This is a genomic window from Sulfuricurvum sp. MLSB, from assembly GCF_000747095.1.
Lineage (GTDB): Bacteria > Campylobacterota > Campylobacteria > Campylobacterales > Sulfurimonadaceae > Sulfuricurvum.
Genome location: NZ_JQGL01000046.1, coordinates 1 through 25,893 on the forward strand (window position 1 = coordinate 1; position 25,893 = coordinate 25,893).

Sequence of the window (25,893 nt, forward strand, 5' to 3'; positions counted from 1 at the left end):
AGCGCCCTTTTTTTATTTCTCTTTGACCATTGTTTCGCCGTCGATTTCCACAACCGTATGGACGTTTCCGCGCGGGTAGAAGTCGGCAACCACTTTTAAGCGCTTAGGAGCGATTTTTTGCTCGAATACGCTATAGATCTCGTTTGCGGTGTTTTCGTGCGAAATATGGCGGTTTCTGAACGAATTAATGTACAGTTTGATCGCTTTGAGTTCCGCAACCCATTTGTCCGGCGTGTATTCGACGTAAATCGTCGCAAAATCGGGATAACCGCTGCGGGGGCACAGACAGGTAAACTCGGGCAGCGTCACTTTGATCACATAGTTGCGCTCATGTTGGTTCGGCCAAATCTCGAAATCTTTTTCGATATCAAAATCGGCGACTATTTGTTCTCCGTATTTCATGGTTGTCCTTGAATATCTTTCATTGTTAAAATTTTACCGAGATAATTTCCTTCGCGGTAATTAATTTTCAACGATCGGGCAATCCGATCGCCGTTTTCGTCTTCAATCATCGAAATCCATGTTTTGACGCCGCATAAATGCGCGCTCAGATTCAACCCTTGCAAGAGGTTTTGATATTTTTCCTCTTTGATATGGCGGCTGTAAAGCACATCGAAGCGGACAAGATCAATATCGAGCTCTTTAAGATACAGCATGGTCGTATGGTACCCTCCGAACCGGTCAAGCCCGATTTTATAGCCGGCTTTGCGGTAATGGGCGATCTGGTGGGCAAACCGCTCCGTCTGGTGAAAGTATTCTTTTTCTTCAAACATCAGCATCAACGAATTACGCGCATACGGGTAGCGCTCAAACAGCGTTAACGCATGTTCAAGAAAATGGGGATTACGCAGCGTCGCAGGCGAAATATAGACAACAAAACAACGTTTTTGTTCATCGCATATCTGAGCGATTTTTTCCAGCAGATCGCTTTCAAGGCGCCGCATCATGTACAGACGGTTCAATATCGGAACGTAGCGGCTCTGGTGAATCAGTTTTCCGTTGGAATCGACCAGCTTGACCGTCGTGTCGTACATTTCCCCCTCATCGCAGCTAACAGGCCAAAAACCTATCGTAAAACGTTTGTTTTCCAGTGCATCGAGCACCTCTTTTTCAAGCTCGTTGATCGGGTATTCTTCTTCTCTTTCGACATTGATCCGGTCATTGTACAGCTCGTACAAACGGCTCAATAACAATTCGGTGTCGTTCGAGAGGCGCGTGTCGATCATCACCGCCTCAAGCCGAACCTCTATTTCATCATGAACGAAATTTTGGTATTTGCTCAAAAAAAGTTCCAGCAGCGGGAGATGTTTTTCTTTTTCTCCCGGAAAAGCGAGAAGAAAAACTCCGCCCCGATAACGGCATATAGGAAGTTTTTCAAACCCTTTTTCACCAAAAAAATGATTTACTTTGGCAATGATATCGACTAACGCCGCGTCGCCGTTTTTAATGCCGTAGCGTTCGTTGATCGACCAGAGATTTTCGACGCTGATCATGATCATTGTCTGAACGGCATCAGCCGATTTTTTCGTAAACCGCTTGAAAAAATAATCAGACGTAAACGTGTGTGTCAACGGGTCGGTGATATTTTCGCGGCTGCTTTGATAAATCAGGTACAAGATGAAATAGACGATAAAGACGAGCATCGCGATCGAAATCAGGACAAACGATTCGAACATCGTTTCGGTCCATTTGCTAAGCAGGGTAAAAAGGGTGGCGGCGCTTAACAAAAAGATGGGCAATCCCATCCGCAATGCCAGAACAAAGCGGTGGGAACGTTCTTTTTGTTCGGTGTAGGTCATAAAGGATTAAATATCCAGATGTTTGACGTCTTTGGCATGAGTTTCGATGTAGTTACGGCGCGGTTCGACATCATCCCCCATGAAGAGATTGAACGCTTCGCCTGCGGCTTCGGCATCTTCAACCGTAATACGAAGCAATACGCGGTTTTCCGGTGTCATCGTCGTTTCCCACAATTGCTCGGGATTCATTTCCCCGAGACCTTTATAACGCTGAATATACGACCCTTTCTTCGCATGATCGGTGATCATGGCGAGCAGTTCGAGCAGATCGCCCTCCAGCGGAAGGTTCCAATCCTGAATCTTTCGATAGATATAGTTTGCTTCCGCGAAATGCGGCGACGCAAACAATTCATCGTTGATCAAAAGCTCTTCAAGCCCCTCTTTTGTCTGAACAAAAAGGTGCATGTCCGTTTCATTCACGCTTTTGCTGAGGATGTTATTCCCTTTCTCACCCAAAAACGCTTCGACTTTTGTGTACATTTCGTTCATCGGCATTCCGATGATATCCGGGTTTTCAATGAAATAACGAATCAACTCGACCAGCGCGTAACGGCGTTCGAGCGCATCGAGTGTACTGCGGTAATGGTCAACCATTTTGAAGAAACTGATTAGATCGTTTGCGCCGATGTTATCGATTTCAAGTGCTTCGATACCGTTTTCGATCAAGAACGCATTCATAACATGGTCGTCTTTAAAGTAAATCTCTTTTTTCCCTTTTTTATAACGATACAGCGGCGGCTGCGCAAGGTAGAGATAGCCGTTTTCGACGATTTTCGGCAAATAGCGGAAAAAGAACGTCAGCAACAACGTTTGAATATGGCTTCCATCGACGTCGGCATCGGTCATGATGATGATTTTGTGGTAACGGAGTTTGTCTTCGTTAAACTCTTCACCGATTCCGCATCCGAGCGCGGTGATCATGTTGGTGATCTCTTCGGATTTGAGGATTTTGTCCAGACGCGCTTTTTCGACGTTGAGAATTTTACCTTTGAGCGGCAAAATGGCCTGGAATACACGGTCACGGCCCTGTTTGGCCGAACCGCCCGCAGAGTCCCCTTCCACCAGATACAGTTCGCTGATGCTCGGGTCTTTGCTCTGGCAGTCCGCCAGTTTACCCGGCAGCGTACCTACCGTCATCGCGTCTTTACGACGGGTCAGTTCGCGCGCTTTTTTCGCAGCTTCGCGTCCGCGTGCCGCCATCAGCGCTTTTTGGATGATTGCTTTGGCCTGAAGCGGATTTTCTTCAAAGTATTTGGTCAGTTTTTCGTAGGTTACTTTTTGAACCAGCGGGCGAACGTAGGTATTTCCCAGTTTCCCTTTGGTCTGTCCTTCGAACTGCGGTTCGGGAACGCGCACGGAAACGACACAGATCAACCCTTCGGAGACATCCTCGCCGCTCAGGTTGATGTCTTTTTCTTTGGCGTTACTGTTTTGTTTGTTGTAATTGGAAATAACGCGCGTAAGCCCGGCACGAAAACCGGCTTCGTGGGTACCGCCGTTCGGGGTATTGATGTTGTTGACAAACGTATAGGTTTTTTCATCGTAACTGTCGTTATACATCAACGCGATATCCATTTCGATATCTTCGATCCGCTCGCTGAACGCAAACGGTACGGCAACGACCTCTTTTTTGTTCACATCAGAAACGAACTGACTGATCCCGCCTTCGTAATGATAGGTGTTTTCCGCACCGTTGCGCTCGTCTTTAAAGATGATTGTAATGCGCGGATTCAGATAGGCCAACTCACGGAAGCGTTTGGACAGATAATCGTAATCAAACGTGACGGTTTCGGTAAAAATCGACGGATCCGGAGAAAATTCAATCGTTGTCCCGTTTTTGCGGGTTGTGCCCGTTACCGCCAACGGCTCTTGCGGGATACCGCATTTGAAGTTTTGTTCGTGGATCTGACCTTCACGGTAAATCGTCATTTTCAGATCGCTTGAGAGGGCATTAACGACCGATACCCCAACCCCGTGCAAACCGCCCGAGACTTTATAGGTATCTTTATCGAATTTTCCCCCGGCGTGCAAAACGGTCAAAACAACGGTTGCCGCTGAAATCCCCTCTGTCGGATGCATACCGGTCGGAATACCCCGGCCGTTATCGCTGACAAGGGCTGTACCGTTTTTGGTCAGCGTTACAGTGATAGTATCACAATGTCCTGCCATCGCTTCGTCGATAGAGTTGTCAACGACTTCGTAGATTAGGTGGTGAAGCCCGCGATGACCGGTATCACCGATATACATACCCGGTCGTTTTCGAACGGCTTCGAGACCTTTGAGGACTTTAATATTACTAGCACCGTAATTTTCCATAGTTGCTCCAGCTTTTAAGCGTGTTAAATGGCTTTATTCTACCGTAGTTAAACTAAAAAGAAAGTTTGGAAAGATTTATCCCTCAAAAGGGGATAAAGATAAAACGCGGAGGATTATATGACTATCGGCATAACGATTGTTTTGAAATTGTTTTCTCTCAAAACAAAAGGCTGATTGGATTCATTGGCTTCAAGGATGAAATCAGGAGTGTTGATTTGCCCGAGGAAATCGAGAATGTAACGGCTGTTGATTGCGAGAATGAACGGAACGTCAAATCCGTTATCGATTTCAACCGCCGTTTTGGCTTCGATGTTGTCGTCGCTCAAACTTTCAAACAAAATGGCATCTTTTTGAAAGGTCAGTTTCAAGTCGTTCGAGATGGTTGTGATCTGCTTGATGGCGGTCACGATCGCTGATTTGGGAAGAGTAATGTTTCGCTGCGATTCTTTGGGGATGATACGGGTGTAATCGGGGAATTTTCCGTTGATCAGTTTTGTGTAGAAAAGGGAATCTTCGGATTTGATGATCAAATGGGTGTTATCGTAATAAATTTCAATGTTTTCGGAGAAAAGTTTCTGAATCTCGATAATCGCTTTTTTAGGGACGATGATAGAGAGTTCATGATCGCTTTGGCTGTCGATGTGAACAAGAGCCAGACGTCTTGTATCGGTAGAGACAAAATTGATCTGATTGGATTTGATGTCGATCAATGCACCGTTTAGCTCAAACTTCGGATTGTTGGTATCGGCCGCAGGGGTGATTTTTTTGAGCGATTCGATCAGGATATGCGAATTGATCGCGATATTGGGTTTGCCTTCGGTTGAAGGAAACGTTGGAAATTCCGAACTCTTATAGGTCGGAAGTTTGAAGTTGGAACGTTTTTGACGAATATGAAGCGTTTCGCGATCAAGTTCGAGTTCAATTTCTTCATCTTTGAGAATACGAATAATATCAAGAAGTTTTTTACCGTTGGCAGTTACCGAACCGGGTTCTTTGACATCGACGGCATTGGTCTGGATCATCAAACCGATTTCATAATCGGTTGCTTTGGCAAAAAGGGTTCTGCCGTCTGTCATAAGAAGAATATGGGAAGTGATTTGGGAGGTATCTTTTTTTTCGAGAAAAGGTTGCAAATGCAGCAAAATATTTTCCAGCACCGGTTTGTCAACGGTAATTTTCATACAAGACTCCTTTTATTATTTATAGCATCAATATCTAGTAGCTAGTAATAGGGGGGTGTGAAAGCGTGAAAACGGTCCACAAACTCCTACTGTATGCGGTAAACCGATGTGATCAAAAGACTTGCTTTCATTCACATCGATTCACATGTTGAATTATATCTTTTTTAAAACGGCTTGACAAACACAAATTATTCGGCGGTTACCGTTGATACTTTATTGGAGAGCTCTTCGATCTTGATTCGGAAATCTTCGTCGTTTTTCATCAGCTCTTGAATCTTTTTCATCGTATGGCTGACAGCGGTGTGATCTTTCATACCGAAATACTGAGCCAGCTGAGGCATTGAGTTCGGTGTCAGGGAGCGTGAAAGATAGATAGCGATGCGTCGGGCATAGACGATGTTGCTGTTACGGCTTTTGGAGCGGATTTCGCTCGGTTTGACGTTGAGTTCTTTGGCGACGGTATCCATAATCAGGTCGATCGTGATGTTGCTCCGTTTTTCAGCCATTTGTTCTTTGAGAACGTTTCGGGCAAATTCGATCGTGATATCGACCCCCATCAGCTGCGAATAGGCGTTGAGTTTGGAGAGAATCCCTTCGATTTCGCGGGTATTGTTCTCGATGATCGTGGCAACGTAGTTAATGACGTCTTTATCGAGCTTGACGCGGTTTATCTCGCATTTTTTCTTGATGATTTCGATTTTGGTTTCCAGTTCGGGCGGTTGAATATCGGCAACGAGTCCCCATTCAAAACGGCTGATGAGGCGTTCTTCAATACCGCCGATTTTTTTCGGATGTTTATCGGAGGTGATAATGATCTGCTTGTTTTCGTTTCGGAGCGCTTCGAACGTATGGAAAAATTCTTCCTGCAGCTGGTTTTTACCGCTCAAAAACTGGATATCATCAATAAGGAGCAGATCACATTTGCGGTATTTGTCTTTGAAACGATCCATCGTCTTATTGTTCAGATGGCGCAGGAAATCGTTCAAAAATTGTTCGACAGAAGTATAAATGACCGTTTTTCCTTGAGAAAGCATGACGTTTCCTACCGCTTGCATCAAATGGGTTTTCCCCAATCCGACTCCGCCGTAAATGAAAAGGGGGTTGTACACGATTCCCGGTTTTTCGCTGACCGCTTTAGCCGAAATATAGGCAAACTGGTTTGAACCCCCGATGACGAAGTTTTGAAACGTATAAGAAGGATTCAGCAACGAACCGCCGCTGGGGCGTTCTACGGGAGCCGGCGCTACGGTATTATGGGCGGCTTGGGCATTGGCTGTTTTGACGATGATCGATACCGAGGGGCGAACTCCTGTTTTGATCTCGAACAGGTGTGAAATCTTATCGGCAAATTTGGTGCGGATCCAGTTGGCGATCAGGGGATTGGGGGCATGATAGACGGCCAGATTGCTTTTCGATTCGTTTTCGTTGTAACTGAGCTGCTTGATGTATCGTTGATAGTCGACCTCGGTAATTTCGTTTTTCAGCGCGTTCAGCACTTGCTTCCCGATAGAATTCATCGTTTCCCTTGCCTGTGAATAGTGATGTGAATAATATCTTTTTTTCCCTATAATTAGGCTCAAAGAGTATGTGAATAGTTTTTATTCACCTATGTGAATGGAGCAATATGACGATTTTGGGAATCGACCCGGGTACACGAAACTGCGGATACGCCATTGTAATGATAGACGGTCAAAAAATACGGCTGGTGGAAGCGGGGCTTATAAAGATGAAAAGCGAAGCGCTGCAATACCAGATACCGCAGGTATGCGAGGCGATTGAGCAGATTTTTGCCGCCCATACGATCGATGAAGTGGCGATGGAAGATATTTTTTATGCCCACAATCCCAAAACGGTTTTGAAACTGGCTCAGTTTCGGGGAGCCGTTACGCTCAAACTGCTACAGGAATACGGTGTATTTGCCGAATACACGCCGTTGCAGGTCAAAAAAGCGTTGACCGGAAAAGCCAAAGCGGCAAAAGAACAGGTAGCGTACATGGTTAAACAGATTTTAGGGATTACCAAAGAGATCAAACCGCTCGATATCACCGATGCGATGGCGGTGGCGATTACACACGCACAGAGGGTAAAACTTGAAAAAAACAAGCAGAAATAAAAATCGGAATTAAAAAGGCGACCGACACACCAGGAAGGCCGCCGAGTCAGAAGTGTATCCAAAGAGCCTTAGAGAAGGTTAATGATTTTTACCCTGTCAACCGTATCACAAAACGATTAAGCGACGTTCATACGTTTTTCCTTGTTATGTACCTGAGAGGATTCTGAAAACGGATAAAAATCTACAAAATTTCTCCAAATGTGTAATATTCACACTGTGAGTGCAGTGTGAATAACTCTTCTCAATTTTCTCTCAAAATTTAAAAAATCAACACCTTAATTCAGAAAAAATTTATCTAAAAATAGACTGAATCCGATTCCTTTTGAAATGCATGGAAGCCCGTAAAATAGGCGTTTCAAAGGAAAAATATTATTTTAAAAATTTATTAAGCCACTGTTATTAAAAGTTATTCACATCACATTTGTCCGATGCGACCCGAAATAGACGTAATACACGTGTAATCGAAACGTAATACATCTGAAATTAACACTATATAGCATTTTTGTCACACTGCCAAAATAAGGTGAAACGATGATGAATACAGAAATAGTGTTACGAAAAGTACGCCCGGAATTGTTTGAATATCCAAACATCGTAAGTAAAAGCATTGTCGAAATAGTACGACTGTTGCTGCATGAAAAATCGATCAATCGATTTATGGCTAAACATGAAGAAAAAAGCGGACTTGAATTTATCGAAGCGGTTTTGGAACATTTAAATGTTTCGTATAAAACCATTCACCGTCAAATAGAAAACATCCCTTCGATCGGAAAAGTGATTATCGTCGCCAATCATCCGCTGGGAGCTTTAGACGCTTTGTGCTTGATTCAAATGCTCTGCAGCGTACGGCAGGATAAAAAAGTAAAAATCGTCGCCAATAAAATGCTGGGAGCGATTCCGCAGCTGAAAGAGTTTCTGATTGAAGTAGACAATATCGGCGATAAACTCTCCAAAAATGCGCTCCGCCAAATCGATAATGCTCTGCAGGCCGAAGAAGCGGTTATCTTCTTTCCTTCGGGTGAAGTCTCGCGTGCGGGTTTGTTCGGCATCAAAGAAGGGGCATGGAAAGGGGGCTTTGTCAAATTTGCCAAACGTAATGCGACCCCTATCCTTCCCATCCATATCAAAGCCAGAAATACCTCTCTTTTTTACGCCGCCTCATGGATATATAAACCTCTGGGGGGATTGTTGCTGAGTCACGAAATGTTTGCAGCCAGAAACCGCGTATTCGATTTCACGATCGGAGAGCTGGTGGGCGACAAGTCGCTGAACGATTTAAATGTAAGCGAAAAACGTCACGCGCGGTTATTCCGAAAACATCTGCTTCGTTTGGCCAAAGGAAAAAAAGGGATTTATCCGACCGAGTGTTCGATTGCCCATCCCGTATCGCGGCAGGAAATTCGCGGCGAACTACGCAAAGCAGAATTGCTCGGTATGACCAATGACGGCAAACAGATCTATCTGATCGAACACGAAAACGCCCCCAATATCATCAACGAGATCGGAAGGCTGCGCGAATATTCGTTTCGCAAAGTAGGGGAAGGAAGCGGAAAGGTACGCGATATCGATGAATTTGATCGCTATTACCATCATTTGGTTTTATGGGATGATGAGGCGCTGGAGATCGCAGGAGCATACCGTATCGGCGAATGCGGATGGATTCTTTCGTGGCTTGGAAAAGAGGGATTGTACATGAACGATTTGTGCGAAATACAGGACACGTTTGATACGGTATTAGAAGATGCGATCGAGCTTGGGCGCAGTTTCGTCCAGCCAAAATACTGGGGAAGCCGCGCATTGGATTATCTCTGGCAGGGGATAGGAGCGTATTTGAGTCATAATCCTCAGATTAAATACATGTATGGCCCGGTAAGTATTTCCGGGAGTTTTCCTAAACATGCCCAGGAAGCACTGGTCTATTTTTATACCCTCTATTTCGGTACAGAACATTCGAAGGTACGTGCCAAGTCCCCTTACCGAATATCCGATTACGTTCGGGAAGAATTCAACGCTCTCTTCGCCGGGAATGACTATAACGAAGATTTTAAACGGCTCAAGGATTATCTTAAATCGTTCGACGTTTTGGTTCCGACCCTCTACAAGCAATACAGCGAATTGTGTGAAGAAGGAGGGGTTGAATTTATGGATTTCGGAATCGATGTTGATTTCAACAACTGCATCGACGGTTATATTCTGGTCGATATTTCCAAAATCAAGGAGGCAAAACGCCAGAGATACATTAGAGGGGGCGAGTGATTTTCATTGCCTCAAAGCATTCCGCTAGAAAGTCTTCCTGCGACACGACGTGATAGGGATTCGCACCGTACTGAAATTCGAGCGAATAGGCGTGAAGCAGAAGGCGTGTCGCTCCCGTATTTTTAAACCGCTCTTCCTCAGACATCTCTTTATCCAAAAAACGAACGGCATTGTTTTCGTCCTGCCCATAGATCGGGTCACCGATGATCGGATGTTTCACGTGAAACAAATGGACCCGAATCTGATGTTGCCGCCCGGTCAGGGGAGAGGCTTCGACAAGTGTCGCATCGATATCGGGAAAATAGGTCAACGGAGTAATAAAGGTACGAGAAGCTTTTCCTTCGGGATGAACACGGACGATCATGCGAACGATACTGCTCTCATCTTCGCGACGCAAAAGAGGCTCTTTAATATCGATAGGGCGCTGCAGGTGTCCGCGAACCAATGCAAGGTAGCGTTTGGTGACTTCACGTTCTTCAAACATCATTTTTAAAACACGCTCGGAGGTTTTGTTACGGGCGGCCAAAACAAGACCGCTTGTTTCCTGATCGATTCGATGGGTGATGTTGGCATCGTGTCCAAACCGGTGTTTGATCTCGTCGTTCAGTGAATAAGGGGTGTATCGGTTTTGAGGATGAACAATCAAACCGCTCGGTTTGTCATAGACGGCAAAGTCGTTAGCGACAAACGTCGGTACTAACCCTTTCGATAACGGTTCAAAACAAACAAACTCAAAATCCCCCTCAACAAACCCGGCCTGATTGTCCATGACTTCTCCGTTGACAAAAAGACGCCCTTTGGCGATCAAGCGTTGAGCTTCTTTTTGGGTAAACCCTAGTTCTTTCATGAGAAAAAGAAATGCTTTTTGCTTGAGAGGAGCATGGAGGTTTTTGATGACGAAAGGCAAATTATATTCCTTTATAAGGGAGGGTTTGGTAGACTAAAATATTATTTAGCGCCGTTTTAATCTGCGCATTTTAACACATAAGGAACACTCATGGTAGAACGCTACGCCCGTGAAGAGATGAAAAGCAAATGGACGATGCAAGCCAAATATCAAGCATGGCTTGATGTTGAGAAAGCAGCCGTCAAAGCGTGGAAGCGTTTGGGACTCATCCCTGATGCAGACGCTGAGAAGATTGTCAAAAATGCAGGATTTAGCGTTGAACGGATTGATGAGATTGAAGCGGTGACCAAACACGATTTGATCGCGTTTACGACATCGGTCTCTGAAACTCTCGGCGAAGAGAGCCGCTGGTTTCACTACGGGATGACTTCTTCGGATACGGTTGATACTGCCGTAGCTCTTCAAATGCGTGATTCGCTTACATTGATTATCGACGATGTCAAATTGGTGATGGAGTCGATCAAGAAACGGGCGCAAGAGCATAAAATGACGTTGATGGTCGGACGCTCTCACGGCATCCACGGCGAGCCGATTACGTTCGGTCTTGTTTTGGCAATTTGGTACGATGAGATGGCGCGCCATCTTAAAAACCTCGAAGAGACGATGGAAGTGATTTGTGTCGGTCAGGTATCGGGAGCGATGGGGAACTTTGCCCACGCACCGTTGGAGCTTGAAGAATACGCATGTGAAGAGCTGGGACTTAAACCGGCTCCCGCATCGAATCAGGTCATTCAGCGTGACCGTTACGCGCGTTTGGCAACGTCGCTCGCATTGCTCGCAAGTTCAATCGAAAAATTTGCCGTTCAGGTACGCCACTGGCAGCGGACGGAAGTGTATGAATGTGAAGAGTTTTTCTCGAAAGGGCAAAAAGGATCAAGCGCGATGCCGCATAAACGCAATCCGATTCTGACCGAAAACATCACGGGGCTTGCACGGATGATCCGAGCGTATGCCGTTCCGGCGATGGAAAACGTCGCGTTATGGCACGAGAGGGATATCTCCCACAGCTCGACTGAGCGTTTCTGGCTCCCTGATTCGTTTATTACCTCCGATTTCATGCTGCACCGTTTTAACAGCGTTATCAGCAATCTGGTTGTCTATCCGGAAAACATGATGAGAAACCTAAACCTCACCGGCGGTTTGGTTTTCTCGCAGCGCGTTCTTTTGGAATTGCCGCTCAAAGGTGTGAGCCGTGAGGATGCGTACCGCATCGTTCAGCGTAACGCGATGAAAGTATGGGAAGGATTGCAGCAAGGCAAAAGCGCGATCAACGATAAAGGAGAAAGCCTTTATCTGCAATATCTTTTGGATGACGAAGAGCTGCGCCAAAGTCTGAGCGAAGAAGCGATTCGCGATTGTTTCGATTATGGATATTACACGAAAAACGTCGATAAAATTTTTGCGCGGGTGTTTAAATAAACCACAAAAAAAAACGTGAAGTCGGTATAAGAAATTATAAAATTTAGAGTGACTATAATACAGCCATTATGAGTCTGAGGGAAAAAAATGCTAACCATTATTAAACGCAACGGCCGACGTGAGCCGCTCGATATTACGAAAATTCAAAAATACACTTCCGCAGCCGTCAAAGGGCTGAGTAATGTGTCCCAAAGTGAACTCGAAGTCGATGCGCAAATACAATTTCGTGACGGAATCACGAGCAACGAGATACAGCAAACGCTGATCAAAACGGCAGTCGACAAAATCGACATCGACACCCCCAACTGGACGTTTGTCGCATCACGCCTTTTCCTGTACGACTTGTACCACCGTGTCAACGGTTTTACCGGATACGGCAGCCTTGCGAGTTATTTTGAACGGGGTGAAGCCGAAGGGCGTATTCTTCTCGGGCTAAAAGAAAAATACGATTTGGCGGATTTGGACAGCTATATCGTTCCCGACCGCGATCTGGAGTTCAATTATCTCGGGATTAAAACGCTGTACGACCGCTATTTGATCAAAGACCGCAAAGGCGACCCGATCGAACTTCCGCAGCATATGTTTATGGCGGTATCGATGTTCCTGGCGCAAAACGAGAAAGATGCGCAAGGGTGGGCGAAAAAGTTTTACGACATGATCTCCAAATTCGAAGTCATGATGGCGACCCCTACTCTCTCCAACGCCCGTACGACCCGTCACCAGCTCAGCTCATGTTATATCGGTTCAAGCCCCGACAACATCGAGGGGATTTTTGACGCGTATAAAGAGATGGCGCTGTTGTCTAAATTCGGCGGCGGTATCGGCTGGGACTGGACGCAGGTTCGCGCGATGGGTTCATTTATCGACGGACACAAAAACGCGGCGGGGGGAACGGTGCCGTTTTTGAAAATCACCAACGACATCGCCATCGCCGTCGATCAGCTGGGAACCCGTAAAGGGGCGATTGCCGTATACATCGAACCGTGGCACATGGATGTCAAAGATTTCCTTGACGTGAAGAAAAACTCGGGAGAAGAACGCCGCCGCGCACACGATCTGTTCCCGGCACTGTGGATTAACGACATGTTTATGAAACGGGTCGTCGAAGACGGTATCTGGACGATGTTCGATCCGTTTGACGTCAAAGATCTCAGCGAACTGTACGGGGATGCATTCGAAAAACGCTACATCGAGCTGGAACAAGATCCTGACGTGATCAAAGAGCATACCAAAGCCAAAGACCTATGGAAAAAGATCCTCACCTCGTATTTTGAGACGGGAAGCCCGTTCCTGTGCTTCAAAGACAGCGCAAACCGTGCCAATCCGAACGACCACTACGGGATTATCCGCAGCTCGAACCTGTGTACGGAAATTTTCCAGAATACGCAGCCGAACCATTACCTCGTGAAACTCAAATTCGAAGACGGCTCTTTTGTGACGTTCGAAGAAGAAGAGATGGTCAAAGTCGACAGCGGCATCGAAAAGCCGGCGAAAAAGATCACGGCTCTCGATTCGCTCGGCGGGCGTCAGATATATATCGTTGAAAAAGAGAAAGTGGACGGCGCGACCGCGGTGTGTAACCTCGCCTCCGTCAACCTTTCGCGCATCCATACGAAAGAGGACATCGACCGCATCGTCCCTGTCGCTATTCGCGCGTTGGACAACGTCATCGATCTGAACTTCTATCCGCTGGAAAAAGTCAAACGGACCAATATGCGCAGCCGTGCCATCGGTCTTGGTGTCATGGGCGAAGCGCAGATGCTGGCCGAAAACAAAATCGTCTGGGGTAGCCAGGATCATTTTGACAAGATCGACGAAGTGATGGAAGCGGTCAGCTATAACGCGATCAAAGCTTCATCCGACCTGGCCGTCGAAAAAGGATCGTACAACGAATATCAGGGATCCAAATGGAGTCGAGGAATCCTACCGATGGATCACGCTTCCGCCGAAGTACAAAACCTGATTGACCGCGGCGGATTGTTCGCCCCCAACTACGAGTGGGATGCCCTGCGTGAAACAATCAAAAAACAGGGGATGCGTAACGGTTACCTGATGGCAATCGCACCGACAAGTTCGATCTCGATCCTCACGGGGACGACACAGACGATCGAGCCGATCTATAAGCGCAAATGGTTCGAAGAGAACCTCTCGGGTCTTATCCCCGTCGTAGCGCCGAAACTCAATCCCGACACCTGGGGTTATTATACTCCGGCGTATGATCTGGATCAGACAATCCTTGTCAAAGCGGCGGCAATCCGCCAAAAATGGATCGATCAGGGCCAAAGCCTCAATATCTTTATTACCCTGGACAAAGCAAGCGGTAAATACCTCAACGACATTTACATGCTCGCATGGAAACTGGGGCTTAAATCGACCTATTATCTGCGTTCGCAATCGCCTGAAGCGAAAGAGGACACGGCAGACCGCTCGATGGAGTGCGAAGGGTGCCAGTAAAGCCCTTGAACGCTTCCTCGCTCAAAGCACTCTTGGAGCGGATCGAATACGCCCGCGACGGCGAGATCCGCTCCCTCATCCTCCATTCCGCTACTTCCATCGAAATCCGTTTCAGTGTTCAAGACAGTGCAAGAGACTACGACTGGATCGACACGGCGTTTCGGATCGATGGCGTTAATGATGCAAAGCTTCTCAGTGATACCATCCTTAAAACGTTCGATATGAGCGAGGGGATAACAGCAGAAATTGTAAACAGCGGCACTTGTGCGTTAGCGCTTGGAAACTATAGCGGGCGCATTAGCGAAGCTCCGTTCTACATCATCGGAACGTCACTTGGGTATGAGGAACTTCCTTTTAGCGGGTAAACATGATGAATCCTTTTTTCGTTTTAAAATCTTTTTTAGCGCTGCTGTTAGTGGGAAGCACGGCGGCGGCGGAACCCTATTCTCTCCGGGTGGGATGGGGAATCGCCGATAAAAACGATTTCGGCGAGATTCTCAGCGGCGAAGGGGAATTTGATACGGCTAAGACGCACGTACTGGGGATAGATGCGGGGTATCTGCTGGCCGAAAACTTGTGGGACAAACCGATTGATCTGTATCTCAATGGGGCCCTCTACCATTTCTACGAAAACGGCTATCAGAAGGATTTCTGGGAAGCGGTTATCTACCTCAAGGGCTATTACAATGTCGATATGTGGGATAACCGCCTTCGTATCGGCGCGGGAGAGGGTTTTTCGTTTGCGGAGCGCGTACCGATCGTCGAACAGAACGAAGCGCTACACAAGGGGAGCGATACTTCCAGGTTTTTGAACTATCTCGACGTGAGTGTCGATATCGACGTAGGACGGCTTTTTGGCGGGGAAAAATGGAAAGATTTTTACCTCGGTTACGCCCTCAAGCACCGCTCGGGAATTTTCGGACTGATCAACAATGTCCGAAAAGGGGGATCGAACTACGACATGATCTACCTCGAAAAGCGGTTTTAACGCCTAGAGGTGGTTTTGGATGAGGCGGGAAACGCAGGTATGGATCATCGCATAGACATGATCAAATCCCTCGAACCCGTCGAAGAAATAGGGATCGGGGACGTCGGCCCCCTCGAATCCGTAATCGCCCAGTTTGACCAGATTACTGCACCCCAACGCTTTGAGATCGCGGTAGTTGCTTGAATCGAGGGCGACGATAAGATCGAAGCTTGTAAAGTCTTCTTTTTTGACCTGACGGGCGCGCAGACGGGAAATATCGACGCCGTTGTTGCGGGCGACCGTGACCGAGTGCGCACACGGCGCTTCGCCGACGTGCCAGCTTCCCGTCCCTGCCGAGTCAACCGTTACGCGGTGTCCCCTCTCTTCTACCAGCTTTCGTGCCACCCCTTCGGCGATTGGTGAGCGGCAGATATTCCCCAGACAGACAAATAAAATGGACTTCACGATAACTTTTCCAGCAGGCAGATAAAGAATGCGTCGATCGTATCGGTCGGCAGAATCCGTACGGCGTTTTGTATCCGTTCGTCGTACACCTCTTTTCCCCAGCTTCTCAGAGGCTTTTGGACGTTGTCGAAGGGTAGGACAAGGGGTAAGGTCTTTAAACGCGCTCCGTGGCGTTCCAGGAGGTGCTGAAGTGGGCTTTCGTTCTCCTCCGGTGAGAAGGAGCAGGTTGAATAGAGGAGTTTCCCCCCGGGCTTGAGGGCGTCGAAGGCCGAGAGTAGCAATCGGCGCTGGAGTTTGGAGGTCTCCTTGACCTTGTGGACGCTCCAGAAACTCATCGATTTTGGCTCGTGCGTTTTGAAGCGCGCTTCGGATGAACACGGCGCGTCGAGGAGGATGCGGTCGAACATCTCGGGGCATTTTTTGCCCACGCTCCGACCGTCGGTCATGTAGGTGTGGGCGTTGGTGACCCCCTGCTGCTTCAGGTTGTCGCAGAGGCGGAAAAAACGTTCGCGTGAGGGTTCGACGGCCGAAAGCCACCCGGTGTTTTGCATCATCCCCGCCAACAGAAGCGTTTTGCCTCCGGGAGCGGCGGCGAGGTCGAGGACGGTCTCTTCGGGTTGGGGCGCCAGCAAAACGGGAGCGATCATGGAGGAGAGGTTTTGGATGTAGAGCCGGCCGCCGTAGAAGGCATCGGTTTGGGTCAGGCGCAGTTTGTCCTCGGGAGAAATCCGATACACTCCCTCCAGCCACTCGACACGTTCAAACACAATGCCCGCTTGGGAGAGTTCCGCTTCGAGCTCGGTCGGGGTCGATTTGAGGGCGTTGGCGCGAAAGGTGACCTGTTTGGGGGCATCAAAAGTTTTTAGAATCGCCGTAAACTGTTCACGTGGAACAATTTTCTCCAGCCGTTCGGTAAATGCTTCGGGAAGACTCATGATTTTAGTACCGCCATACGTACCACCGAGGCGATACCGTTGTGCCCTCTTCCCTCGCTCAGTTCGGTGTCGCATTCGATCAGCTCTAGGATGTCGCAAGTGTGATGCGCGAGGATGGAGCGTAGAGCATCGGCGGTATAGAGCAGCGTCTCGTCTTTGGGACCGCCTGTCGTACGGGGCATTTGATGGATCGAGAAAAACTCTCCCGCAAAAAGTCCGCCGCTTTTGAGCGCGCCGAGTACTTTAGCGTAGACGGCACTGCGCAGCGGTTCGGGGAGATGGAGGAACGAGCACAGCACGGCATCGTACGTCTTGCGGGGCTCCCATATCTCCAGATCGGTATGGATCAGTTCGAGAGTGAGATTGGCGGATTTGGCCCGTTCGGCGCATTTGGCCAGTCCCACGTCGCTCGCGTCCAGCGCCGTGACCGTGTGTCCTTTGCGGGCGGCGTAGATTGCGTTGCGCCCTTCCCCCTCGCCGAGGAAAAGGATATTCTGCGGTTCGCTCAGGGCATCGATGTGCGAAGCAACGTAGCGGTTGGGCTCGGTGCCGTAAAAGTAGCCCTCTTTGGCGAACCGTTCGTTCCAGAATTCGCGCTGATCGCTCATTTGCGCACCACCCCATCCAGCACGGGGACGAAATCGCATACTTCGAGGGCGTCCTCGTGGATTTTACCACCCTGCTTCGTATATCGGGTGATGACCTGCTCGCGCCCTTTTTCCATCGGCGCAATCAATATCCCCCCTTCCCGGAGCTGATCGAAGAGTTTTTGGGGGATCGTGCGCGCCGATGCGGAAAATAAAATCCGATCATACGGGGCGTACTGCTCCCATCCGTTCTGCCCGTCGTCGGTGCGGGTATGGATGTTCCCAAGATGCAGATGACGGAACCGCTCTTTGGCCTCGAGCAGCAGCGATTCGATCCGCTCGATCGTAAAGACGCGACGGAAGATTTTGGAGAGCACCGCCGCCTGATAGCCGCTTCCGCATCCGATTTCCAGAACGCTGTCGCACCCTTCAGGACTCAGGTACTGGGTCATTTTTGCGACGGTCAGAGGCGAAGAGATGTATTGCTGCGCGCCGATGGGAAGCGCGTCAAGACGATAGGCATTGTGGCGCATTGCCAAAGGGACGAACGCTTCGCGGTTGGTATGGACGATCGCGCTTTTGACAAGCGGGCGAAGAGGGAATTTTTTGGCGATCTCGTCGGCCATGCGGGTCGTTTTAATGGCGGTGATTTTATCGATGTTCATTCTATCCCTACGTTCAGGTATCGGCGCATGGAAGCCACCGTACGCGCTTCGTAATGCGAGGTGAGAATTTCCGAGCCGTTGTTGCGGATTTCACCGCCGAACGGGGTGATGATGCCGCTCATGCCGCTGGTGTCTTCGTTGGCCGCATCCGAAGCGACGACATAGCACTGGTTCATAACGGCGAGCGCATTGGTCAGGGTGACGAAATGTTCCGAACGCAGTTTTCCCCACTGAGCGGGAACGGCGATGATGTCGCACCCTTCCAACTGCTGCCAGAGCGATTTGAACCGCAGCTCGAAGCAGATCAGTATTCCGACGGTGATCCCCTCAAACACGAACGGCGCGATCTCTTCCTCGGCTCCGGGGAGGAAGTAATCGTGTTCTCCTCCCAAGGAAAAAAGTTTTGCTTTGGCCTGTCGATGAAGGATTTCCCCCGCATGAAGGGCGTAGGCGACGTTGTACGTCCCCTCTTCTTTTTTTGTGATCGCGCTGAGTATCAACAGGCGTTTCCCGATGTTTCCCATGAGTTTCGGAAGTGCCGCATCGGTAAAAGCCGCGGCTTCCCCGAACCGCTCGTACGCAAATCCGCTCAAGGCTACTTCGGGGGCAATCACGATGGCGTCTTCGGGGGTTTGTGCGATCAGTGCCAGAAGGTGATCGAGATTTTGCTGAAAATCAGGATCGGTAGCAAAGCACAATGAAACGACGGGACGGGTTTTAGAAATCGTCAAAACTGAGGCTTCCTTTGGAGTAGTTGGTGACGGTTCCCTCGAAAAAGTTCGTTTTTTGGTCGTTGAATTTGCTGAAGTCATCGACCCATTTGATCGGGTTGGCTACGTTGTAGAGAGGCTTGAGCCCCACGGCAGTAAGGCGGTTGTCGGCAAGGTATTGGATGTACTGCTCGACGATTTCGTTGGTCAGACCCAGAATCTGCCCCTGCGTGATGTATTGGCCCCATGCCACTTCGAGTTCGACCGCTTTGCGGAACATATCGTAGACCTCTTCGATCAGCTCTTCGGTGAAGAGATCGCTTCGTTCTCGACGAAGGGTGTTGATGATATTCTGAAACAGCACGAGGTGGGTTACCTCGTCGCGTTGGATAAAGCGGATCATCTGAGCCGAACCCAGCATTTTGCCCGAACGGGCGAGGGTATAGATGTACGTGAATCCACTGTAGAAATAGATCCCTTCGAGGATTTGATTGGCAAAACATGCTTTCAAAAACGCTTTTTCGCTCGGGTCTTCGGAAAGTTCTTCGTACCGTGCGGCAATCGAGTCGTTTTTGGTTTTGAGCATCATGTCGCGCCGCCATAGGTCGTAAATCTCTTCGCTGTTTTGGCTGATGGAGTCGACCATAACGGCGTAGCTTTGCGAGTGAAGCGCCTCTTCGAAGCTCTGGCGTACGAGAATGAGGTTGATCTCCGGCGCCGTAACGTAGGGATTGACGTTGTCGATAAGGTTGTTGGTCTGGAGGCTGTCCATGAAAATCAGCTGCGAGAGGGCTTTGTCGTACGCCGTTTTTTCCATCTCGGTAAGATATTTGTAATCGACCGCGTCGCGGGTCATATCGACTTCCTTGGGGAACCACGTATTGTTGAGCATCATCTCCCAGAGGTTGTAGGCCCATTGGTATTTGATGTTGTTCAGCTCAAAAATTCCCGTCGGATTGCCGCCGAAAATACGCCGATCGTTTACATGTTCGTTGGAGCTCGGGTTGTAGATTTTCTTGCGGTTCATGGAGCCTGCCTATCGTTTAAAAATGGGTACGATTATTACACAATGTCGCCTAAAAAAAATTTAACTATGATAAAATGAAAAGAGATTTCGCACGAAGGGGGGAAAGATGAAAAAAATGCTCATTTTCAAATCGTTGGCGGCGGGGTTGGCGGTGTACGCGGCAGCCGGATTTGTCGCCGTCCCTTACGTCATCAAAAATGTCCTCCCGCAGAAGGTATCCGACGCGACGAAGGGGGGCAGGTTCTCCGTCGAAGCGGCGGCATTCAACCCGTTTACGTTTCACGTGCAAGCCAAAAATATCGTTTTTAAAACCCCGGCTGACGGCGAATTGTTCGCGATGAAACGTTTGTCGCTCAACATCGATCCGCTTGATTATCTGTGGAAAGGGGAATGGCTGGTCAAAAACATCATCCTCACAGAACCGAAAATCGCCGTACATCGGGATGCAAACGGGGACTTCAATTTCAAATTCCTGACCGAGCTCGGATCGGATGAAACAAAAGAAAAATCCTCCGAACCGCTGAAGCTGATGATACAGCGGTTCGTCCTCAAAAACGGCAGTCTGGATTATCGCGATTTTGCGAACAAGAAAGAGTACACGCTGGAGGTCGGACCGATCGGATTCAGTCTGGACAACATCGATCTACGCGATCTCTCCGCTACGGAAGGGAAAATGCGTCTGTACGCGACGATCAACGACAGCGGATTTGTCGATTTCAAGGGTGAGATCGATGCCCTTTCTCCGCTGAAAATCGGCGGAAGCGTCGCCTTTGATGCAGGGAAACTTTACACCGTATGGCGCTATTTCAAAGACAACTTTCCGATCGAGGTGGCGGATGGCAATGCGGCGTTTGCGTTTGACTACCGTTTTGACAGCAGTGACATCAATGCGACCGAAATTTCACGGCTGGCCTTGGATGTCAAACGGCTTCGCATCATCCCCAAAGGGGAGAACCGTAATCTCTTTACGATGGGATCGCTGAAACTGCGCGACGGGAAGGTTTTTCCGATGCGTAAGCAGTTTACGGCTTCATCGCTTGCGGTACAGGGGGTTAATATCAGTGCGATTCGGGGAACGGACGGCATGATCGACTGGCTGACGTACGTGCAGGAGATTCAAAAAGCATTTCCGGGCGATCCGAAGAAAGCGTCGGACGAGACCAAAGAACCGTGGCAATTTCGCCTGGGAAGCGTATCGCTTGATGGCGTAGGAGCCGAGTGGACCGATAACGCTCCCGTAACCCCGTATCGCGTGAATCTGACCAACGCCCGATTGCATACGGGCGTCATTGAGAACGATTCCAAATCACCGTTGAACCTCTCTTTGGCCACCGATGCGATTCGGATGGTGCGTCAGAGCGACGGTTTGACCGTTGCCGGGATCGGCGCATTGGGAGTTGAAGGGGTAACCATCAACCGGGAGGGACGTTTTGCCGGAGTCGAAAAGGTATCCATCCTCGCCCCCGAAATCACCCTCAAGCGGCTCAAAAACGGTTCGATCGACCTGTCGAGCCATGTCTATGCGCCTCCCAAAAAAGGAGATTCCCCAAGCGGGACGCCGTGGGGCTACCGTGTGGACGAGATCAGCGTGAACGGCGGGAAAGCGGCCTTTACCGATGAGGTGCCTGCGCGAAACGTTGCGATCAACCTCGATCAGCTCAATTTGGCTTTTCGGGGATTCCAAAACAACTCGGATGTGAAAAACGAATTCAGCGTTGATACGCGTATCAATCGGCAAAGCACCGTCGGGATCAATGGAGACATTGTCCGTTCATCCCTGCGCAGCAGCGGAACGTTTGATGTGAAAAACCTGAACCTTGCCGCCGTTGATCCGTATTTGCAGCCGAGCACGTACGCTTCGCTTCGCCGAGGCGATCTCTCCGTCGCGGGGAACTATGCGTATTCTCCGGCCAAAGCCGTTGTGAAAGGGAAGCTTTCTCTCAACGACTGGGTGGTGAACGACTCTCGGGACGATTCGGTATTGCTGGGATGGGAGAGTATCGGAGTGACTCCGTTTACGTATGCCTATCCCGACAACCGCCTCAAAATCAATTATCTGGCAATCAACGGGCTTTATACGAACGTGCTGATTGATCAGAAAAAGGTGCTCAATTTTTCGACGTTGACCAAAAAAGCTTCCGCGCCGTCGAAGACAACCAAAGAAGCTTCGTCCAACCCGTTCGGCCTGGATATCGTCAAGCTCCTTATCCGCAACAGCAGCACGACGTTCAGCGATCTTTCGTTGCCTTTGCCGTTTAAGACGTACATCCACGATCTGGAAGGCTCGGTGCTGGGGATTTCGACGACCAAAGACGTTACGACGTTCGTGAAACTCAGAGGGGGGGTCGATCAATACGGACTCGCCAAAATCGACGGATCGCTTAACACCAAAGCCCCCAAAAACTTTACCGACATCACCGTAGCGTTCGATAATCTCGACCTCCCCCGCTATACCCCCTATTCGCTTCAGTTTTTGGGATACAAGATCGATGGAGGAAAACTCTTTTTGGATTTGGGGTACAAGATTGACGCCGGGCAGCTGAAGGGCGAGAACCAAGTGGTGATCCGGCAGATCGAACTGGGCGCGGAGAAAGAGGGGGGCTCGCCGTGGCCGATGCGTCTCGTGGTGGCGCTGCTCGAAGACAGTGACGGCATTATCGATATCAACCTCCCCGTCCAGGGGGATGTGAATAAGCCCGATTTCAAATACGGACAAGTCGTATGGCAGGTTATAACGAACCTCTTTACCAAAGCCGTCACGTCGCCGTTTCGGCTGCTTGGATCATTGCTCGGGATTGAGGACGACTCGCTTTCAAGCGTCGATTTTGAAGGGGGTTCATCCGCCCTTATGCCTCCGCAGATCGAAAAGCTCGACAAGGTGGCCACGCTGCTTCAAAAACGCCCGAAACTGACACTGGAAGTATACGGCGGATGGGATGATGCGGCCGATGGCTACGCCCTACGGGGAGAGAAGCTGGTGCAGGAGGCGCTCAAACGCGAGAAAACGCTAAAAATCGATTCGCCCAACGCCATCACGGTGGAGCTATTGGAGGATATGGCCGAAGATTCTCTCGAACGCAAAGAGCTTAAAGCCCTGAGAAACGAGCTCGAAGAAAAATATCCCGAAGAGGCGGCTTATGTCCGTCATTACAGTGCGGCATTGATCGAAAAACTGATCCCTCTGCAGTCTCTGGACCCGAAGGAACTTCAGGCATTGGCATCACGCCGGGCCGAAGCGATCCGTGCGCATCTGCTCAAAACCGCCGGAATGGAGAAGAGAGTCATCCTCAAGGCGTCCGAAAAAGCTCCGGCAAACAAAGCTAACGAGGTTCCGTTGCGCCTGAACGTTATCGTTCCGTAAAAGTGAACAAAACGTTCAGCTCGGCTGATTTTTAAAATCGGCCGAATCTCCCTATAATTGCGTAATTCTTCCAAGGAGTCATATATGCCGTTTTCACCCGCAAAGCGCAAAGACACCCTTAGCGGTATCCTTTTTGTCGCTATTTTCGCCGCGGCGGCGACGATGATCGCCGAGTTCGGCGTCATCAAAAATCTCGGAATTTCTCCCCTCGTCGTGGGGATCGTCATCGGTATTTTTTATGCCAACACCCTTCACAACCGCATCCCTTCGGCATGGGAAGGGGGGATCACCTTCTCGGGGAAAAAGATCCTCCGTTTCGCCATCGTCTTTTACGGCTTTCGGATCACGTTTCAGGAGATTGCCGAAGTAGGGATGGAAGGTTTCATGGTCTCGCTCATCATGCTGGCGTCTACCTTCATCCTCGGTACGTATCTGGGGCAGAAGCTCTTTAAGATGGACCGCGATACCTCGATGCTGACCGCATCGGGCGCATCGGTGTGCGGCGCGGCGGCAGTCGATGGTTGTCCTGTTCGGAACGATTGCGATGTTTTTGTACCCGGCCCTCTACAGCGCGGGGGTATTCGCCGGGATGGATGACCGCACGTTCGGTATTTTCGTCGGAGGGACGATCCACGAGGTGGCGCAGGTCGTCGCCGTCGGCGGTGCATACGGCAAAGAGGCGTCCGATGCGGCGGTTATCGTCAAAATGACCCGCGTCATCATGATCGCGCCGATGCTGATTCTGCTGGGGATGTACCTTTCGTATGTCGCTCGCAAAAGCGGTGCCGCCGGAGGGGGGGTCAAACTCGTGATCCCGTGGTTCGCCGTCTATTTCGTGGGGATGGCGGGGGTTAACTCGCTGCTCACGCAATACAGCGCCTCGCACGCGGGGGATGCCGTTTCAGCGTTGATCCAAAGCGCTGTCGAAAACATCAACATCATCGACACGTTTCTGCTGACGATGGCGATGACGGCATTGGGGATGGGAACCCGTTTCGCGAAGTTCAAAGGGCTCGGACTCGCTCCCCTTTATACGGCGGGGGCGATGTTCGCATGGCTGCTCATCGGCGGCTATTTCATCACGACGTGGGTTGTGGCGACGTTTTAATGAAGCCGCGTTCCGCAGCAGGCGTCTTATGAACGTCTGCGATAACTGAGAGCTTCGAGAATATGCTCTTTTCGGATAGAGTCCGAATCTTCAATATCGGCGATGGTTCGGGCCACTTTCAACAGCCGTCCTACGGCTCTAAATGAGAGGCTGAAGCGCCCGATTGCCTGATCGATCACCTGCTGCGTTTCGGGGTCAAGGGTGCAATGACGGGCAACGTCGGCATCGCTCAATGATCCGTTCAGCCGCTCCTGTCCCCGTTGTTTTTGCCGCAGAAAGGCTCTCCGCACCCTGGTGTGCAGTTCTTTCGATCCGATCCCCGGTTTATCGTCGCTGCTGATTGGGTGCATTTGTACGTACAGATCGATACGGTCCAAAAACGGATCGGAGAGGCGTGAGCGATAACGACTGATCTCGATGTCCGAGCAGCGGCAGGGAATCGAGGTACTGAACAAGTTTCCGCACGGGCAGGGATTCATCGCCGCCACAAACAAAAAATCGGCGTCGTACGTTACTTTGGCATTGACTCGGGATATTCGGATATGACGGTCTTCCAGCGGCTCGCGCAGCGCTTCGAGAACGGTTTTGGAAAAATGAGGAAGCTCGTCGAAAAACAAAATGCCGTTGTGTGCCAATCCCACTTCGCCGATTTGGGCTTTATGCGTCCCGCCTCCGAAAATGCTTGCGCCGGTACTGGTGTGATGGGGGGAACGAAACGGACGAAGAGGAGCGAATGCGGGTTCTTTTCCCTCCAGAATGTCGAGTTTGGCACAATCGAGCATTTCATCGTTGTGCAGAGGAGGAAGAATATGCCGAATCCTCTTGGCTATCATCGATTTGCCCGATCCCGGCGAGCCTTCAAGCAGCAGGTTGTGCATTCCCGCCGCGGCGATCAGGGCAGCGCGTTTGGCGTGTTCCTGCCCCCGAATGTCGGAAAAGTCCAAAGGATAGTCCTCGTGATAAAAATAGGCTTTTTCCTCATGCACCACGCGCGCGAAATCAAATTCCGATCGTTCAACCGGGCTTTGGGGGATTTCTTGCGCGCGCAGAAGATTGAGAGCCTCTGTGAGTGTGCTGACGCCGTAAAAGGCGATTCCCGGTATTTTGGAGAGCTTGGATAGGCTGAGCGCGGGAACGACGGCGCGCTTGATACTTCCTTGATTGGCCAGCGAAAGGATGATCGGATAGAGCAGGGTGTTTTCGGTGACGCTGCCGTCCAAACCCAGTTCCCCGAAAACATACCACCCCTCCGTCGTGCATTCGGTATTGCCCAGTGCGATGAGCGACGCAATGGCAAGATCGAAATGCGATCCCTCTTTGCGAAGGTCGCTCGGAGCCAGATTAACGGTAAGACGCTTGGGGGGAAAGGTGAAGCCGTTGCCGAGAAGTGCCGATTTGACGCGCTCTTTGCTCTCGTTGATGGCCGTATTGGCCATTCCGACGATCGTAAAGGCGGGCAACCCTTTGGTGGCGGTAAATTGGACTTCGACGGTTTTGGCATCAATCCCTTCGAAGGTGGCGCAGAGAAGCTGTTTCATGGTACACCGACATATTATTTAACGGTTATTGTAGCAAAAAGTGGATATGTCGGTGAAAATATTGCAGATTGCAATAGTTACAGAG

At 49.6% G+C, this 25,893-nt stretch carries 20 protein-coding genes and 1 pseudogene; 8 read left to right on the top strand and 13 right to left on the bottom strand.

Annotation, left to right across the window (positions count from 1 at the left end):
• Positions 1-12: 12 nt before the first annotated feature.
• The 5 genes from queF to dnaA form a co-directional block, all read right to left on the bottom strand.
• Complete coding sequence (queF, locus tag JU82_RS04840; RefSeq protein WP_037947276.1) at positions 13-402, bottom strand: preQ(1) synthase; 390 nt, start codon at positions 400-402, stop codon at positions 13-15.
• A complete protein-coding gene (locus JU82_RS04845) occupies positions 399-1,799 on the bottom strand; it encodes an EAL domain-containing protein (RefSeq protein ID WP_037947279.1) in 1,401 nt (466 codons plus the stop codon). Before JU82_RS04845 ends, queF begins: the two co-directional genes overlap by 4 nt.
• A gap of 6 nt (positions 1,800-1,805) precedes the next feature.
• Positions 1,806-4,115: a DNA topoisomerase (ATP-hydrolyzing) subunit B gene (gyrB, locus tag JU82_RS04850; RefSeq protein ID WP_037947282.1), complete on the bottom strand. Its 2,310-nt coding sequence runs from the start codon at positions 4,113-4,115 to the stop codon at positions 1,806-1,808.
• 113 nt (positions 4,116-4,228) lie between these two features.
• The gene (gene dnaN / locus JU82_RS04855; RefSeq protein WP_037947286.1) at positions 4,229-5,296 is read right to left on the bottom strand and encodes a DNA polymerase III subunit beta; all 1,068 of its coding nucleotides are present in this window, start codon (positions 5,294-5,296) and stop codon (positions 4,229-4,231) included.
• Between the two features lie 188 nt (positions 5,297-5,484).
• The gene (gene dnaA, locus JU82_RS04860) at positions 5,485-6,813 is read right to left on the bottom strand and encodes a chromosomal replication initiator protein DnaA (protein ID WP_037947288.1); all 1,329 of its coding nucleotides are present in this window, start codon (positions 6,811-6,813) and stop codon (positions 5,485-5,487) included.
• Positions 6,814-6,920: 107 nt separating this feature from the next.
• Here dnaA and ruvC point away from each other — a divergent pair, with 107 nt between their 5' ends.
• Complete coding sequence (ruvC, locus tag JU82_RS04865; protein ID WP_037947291.1) at positions 6,921-7,409, top strand: crossover junction endodeoxyribonuclease RuvC; 489 nt, start codon at positions 6,921-6,923, stop codon at positions 7,407-7,409.
• 531 nt (positions 7,410-7,940) lie between these two features.
• Positions 7,941-9,665 carry a lysophospholipid acyltransferase family protein gene (locus JU82_RS04870; protein ID WP_037947294.1) on the top strand — a complete coding sequence of 575 codons (1,725 nt, stop codon included), beginning with the start codon at positions 7,941-7,943 and terminating at the stop codon, positions 9,663-9,665.
• Here the strand turns inward: JU82_RS04870 and JU82_RS04875 are convergent.
• The gene (locus tag JU82_RS04875; RefSeq protein WP_037947297.1) at positions 9,649-10,572 is read right to left on the bottom strand and encodes an RluA family pseudouridine synthase; all 924 of its coding nucleotides are present in this window, start codon (positions 10,570-10,572) and stop codon (positions 9,649-9,651) included. The genes JU82_RS04870 and JU82_RS04875 overlap by 17 nt on opposite strands.
• Before the next feature lie 90 nt (positions 10,573-10,662).
• Between JU82_RS04875 and purB the strand changes: the two genes are divergently transcribed.
• The 4 genes from purB (at position 10,663) to JU82_RS04895 (ending at position 15,433) form a co-directional block, all read left to right on the top strand.
• On the top strand, positions 10,663-11,991 hold the full coding sequence (gene purB / locus JU82_RS04880; protein ID WP_037947300.1) for an adenylosuccinate lyase: 1,329 nt from the start codon (positions 10,663-10,665) through the stop codon (positions 11,989-11,991).
• A gap of 87 nt (positions 11,992-12,078) precedes the next feature.
• Positions 12,079-14,445: a ribonucleoside-diphosphate reductase subunit alpha gene (locus tag JU82_RS04885; RefSeq protein WP_037947303.1), complete on the top strand. Its 2,367-nt coding sequence runs from the start codon at positions 12,079-12,081 to the stop codon at positions 14,443-14,445.
• Positions 14,436-14,810: a hypothetical protein gene (locus JU82_RS04890; RefSeq protein ID WP_294892160.1), complete on the top strand. Its 375-nt coding sequence runs from the start codon at positions 14,436-14,438 to the stop codon at positions 14,808-14,810. The genes JU82_RS04885 and JU82_RS04890 overlap by 10 nt, the downstream gene beginning before the upstream one ends.
• Before the next feature lie 2 nt (positions 14,811-14,812).
• Entirely contained in the window at positions 14,813-15,433 is a 621-nt protein-coding gene (locus tag JU82_RS04895; protein WP_294892161.1) for a hypothetical protein, read from the top strand.
• Positions 15,434-15,436: 3 nt separating this feature from the next.
• Here the strand turns inward: JU82_RS04895 and JU82_RS04900 are convergent, their stop codons facing one another.
• From JU82_RS04900 to JU82_RS04925, 6 genes are read right to left on the bottom strand one after another with little or no spacing between them, the layout of a single operon-like run.
• Positions 15,437-15,877, bottom strand: a complete 441-nt coding sequence (locus tag JU82_RS04900) for a low molecular weight protein-tyrosine-phosphatase (RefSeq protein WP_037947307.1) — start codon at positions 15,875-15,877, stop codon at positions 15,437-15,439.
• Complete coding sequence (locus JU82_RS04905; RefSeq protein WP_037947310.1) at positions 15,874-16,812, bottom strand: RsmB/NOP family class I SAM-dependent RNA methyltransferase; 939 nt, start codon at positions 16,810-16,812, stop codon at positions 15,874-15,876. Before JU82_RS04905 ends, JU82_RS04900 begins: the two co-directional genes overlap by 4 nt.
• On the bottom strand, positions 16,809-17,459 hold the full coding sequence (locus JU82_RS04910; RefSeq protein WP_294892163.1) for a class I SAM-dependent methyltransferase: 651 nt from the start codon (positions 17,457-17,459) through the stop codon (positions 16,809-16,811). Before JU82_RS04910 ends, JU82_RS04905 begins: the two co-directional genes overlap by 4 nt.
• Positions 17,417-18,064, bottom strand: a complete 648-nt coding sequence (locus JU82_RS04915; RefSeq protein WP_294892164.1) for a protein-L-isoaspartate(D-aspartate) O-methyltransferase — start codon at positions 18,062-18,064, stop codon at positions 17,417-17,419. Before JU82_RS04915 ends, JU82_RS04910 begins: the two co-directional genes overlap by 43 nt.
• The gene (locus tag JU82_RS04920) at positions 18,061-18,795 is read right to left on the bottom strand and encodes a carbon-nitrogen hydrolase family protein (RefSeq protein WP_037947316.1); all 735 of its coding nucleotides are present in this window, start codon (positions 18,793-18,795) and stop codon (positions 18,061-18,063) included. Before JU82_RS04920 ends, JU82_RS04915 begins: the two co-directional genes overlap by 4 nt.
• Positions 18,782-19,801, bottom strand: coding sequence for a ribonucleotide-diphosphate reductase subunit beta (locus tag JU82_RS04925; protein WP_037947319.1), 1,020 nt, complete (start codon positions 19,799-19,801; stop codon positions 18,782-18,784). The genes JU82_RS04920 and JU82_RS04925 overlap by 14 nt, the downstream gene beginning before the upstream one ends.
• Positions 19,802-19,907: 106 nt before the next feature.
• On the opposite strand from JU82_RS04925, the gene JU82_RS04930 reads away from it, so the two are divergent.
• Both JU82_RS04930 and JU82_RS04935 read left to right on the top strand, forming a co-directional pair.
• The gene (locus JU82_RS04930; protein ID WP_037947322.1) at positions 19,908-23,162 is read left to right on the top strand and encodes a DUF748 domain-containing protein; all 3,255 of its coding nucleotides are present in this window, start codon (positions 19,908-19,910) and stop codon (positions 23,160-23,162) included.
• A gap of 84 nt (positions 23,163-23,246) precedes the next feature.
• A pseudogene (locus JU82_RS04935) lies at positions 23,247-24,270 on the top strand (YeiH family protein).
• Between the two features lie 26 nt (positions 24,271-24,296).
• On the opposite strand, the gene JU82_RS04940 reads toward JU82_RS04935, so the two are convergent.
• On the bottom strand, positions 24,297-25,808 hold the full coding sequence (locus JU82_RS04940) for a YifB family Mg chelatase-like AAA ATPase (protein WP_037947324.1): 1,512 nt from the start codon (positions 25,806-25,808) through the stop codon (positions 24,297-24,299).
• Between the last annotated feature and the right edge of the window lie 85 nt (positions 25,809-25,893).

Excerpts from the sequence above, each read along its gene's own strand:
- queF (WP_037947276.1), bottom strand. The coding sequence starts at position 402 with ATGAAATACGGAGAACAAATAGTCGCCGATTTTGATATCGAAAAAGAT.
- JU82_RS04845 (WP_037947279.1), bottom strand. The coding sequence starts at position 1,799 with ATGACCTACACCGAACAAAAAGAACGTTCCCACCGCTTTGTTCTGGCA.
- gyrB (WP_037947282.1), bottom strand. The coding sequence starts at position 4,115 with ATGGAAAATTACGGTGCTAGTAATATTAAAGTCCTCAAAGGTCTCGAA.
- dnaN (WP_037947286.1), bottom strand. The coding sequence starts at position 5,296 with ATGAAAATTACCGTTGACAAACCGGTGCTGGAAAATATTTTGCTGCAT.
- dnaA (WP_037947288.1), bottom strand. The coding sequence starts at position 6,813 with ATGAATTCTATCGGGAAGCAAGTGCTGAACGCGCTGAAAAACGAAATT.
- ruvC (WP_037947291.1), top strand. The coding sequence starts at position 6,921 with ATGACGATTTTGGGAATCGACCCGGGTACACGAAACTGCGGATACGCC.
- JU82_RS04870 (WP_037947294.1), top strand. The coding sequence starts at position 7,941 with ATGATGAATACAGAAATAGTGTTACGAAAAGTACGCCCGGAATTGTTT.
- purB (WP_037947300.1), top strand. The coding sequence starts at position 10,663 with ATGGTAGAACGCTACGCCCGTGAAGAGATGAAAAGCAAATGGACGATG.
- JU82_RS04885 (WP_037947303.1), top strand. The coding sequence starts at position 12,079 with ATGCTAACCATTATTAAACGCAACGGCCGACGTGAGCCGCTCGATATT.
- JU82_RS04895 (WP_294892161.1), top strand. The coding sequence starts at position 14,813 with ATGATGAATCCTTTTTTCGTTTTAAAATCTTTTTTAGCGCTGCTGTTA.
- JU82_RS04905 (WP_037947310.1), bottom strand. The coding sequence starts at position 16,812 with ATGAGTCTTCCCGAAGCATTTACCGAACGGCTGGAGAAAATTGTTCCA.
- JU82_RS04910 (WP_294892163.1), bottom strand. The coding sequence starts at position 17,459 with ATGCGATTTCGTCCCCGTGCTGGATGGGGTGGTGCGCAAATGAGCGAT.
- JU82_RS04915 (WP_294892164.1), bottom strand. The coding sequence starts at position 18,064 with ATGAACATCGATAAAATCACCGCCATTAAAACGACCCGCATGGCCGAC.
- JU82_RS04925 (WP_037947319.1), bottom strand. The coding sequence starts at position 19,801 with ATGAACCGCAAGAAAATCTACAACCCGAGCTCCAACGAACATGTAAAC.
- JU82_RS04930 (WP_037947322.1), top strand. The coding sequence starts at position 19,908 with ATGAAAAAAATGCTCATTTTCAAATCGTTGGCGGCGGGGTTGGCGGTG.
- JU82_RS04940 (WP_037947324.1), bottom strand. The coding sequence starts at position 25,808 with ATGAAACAGCTTCTCTGCGCCACCTTCGAAGGGATTGATGCCAAAACC.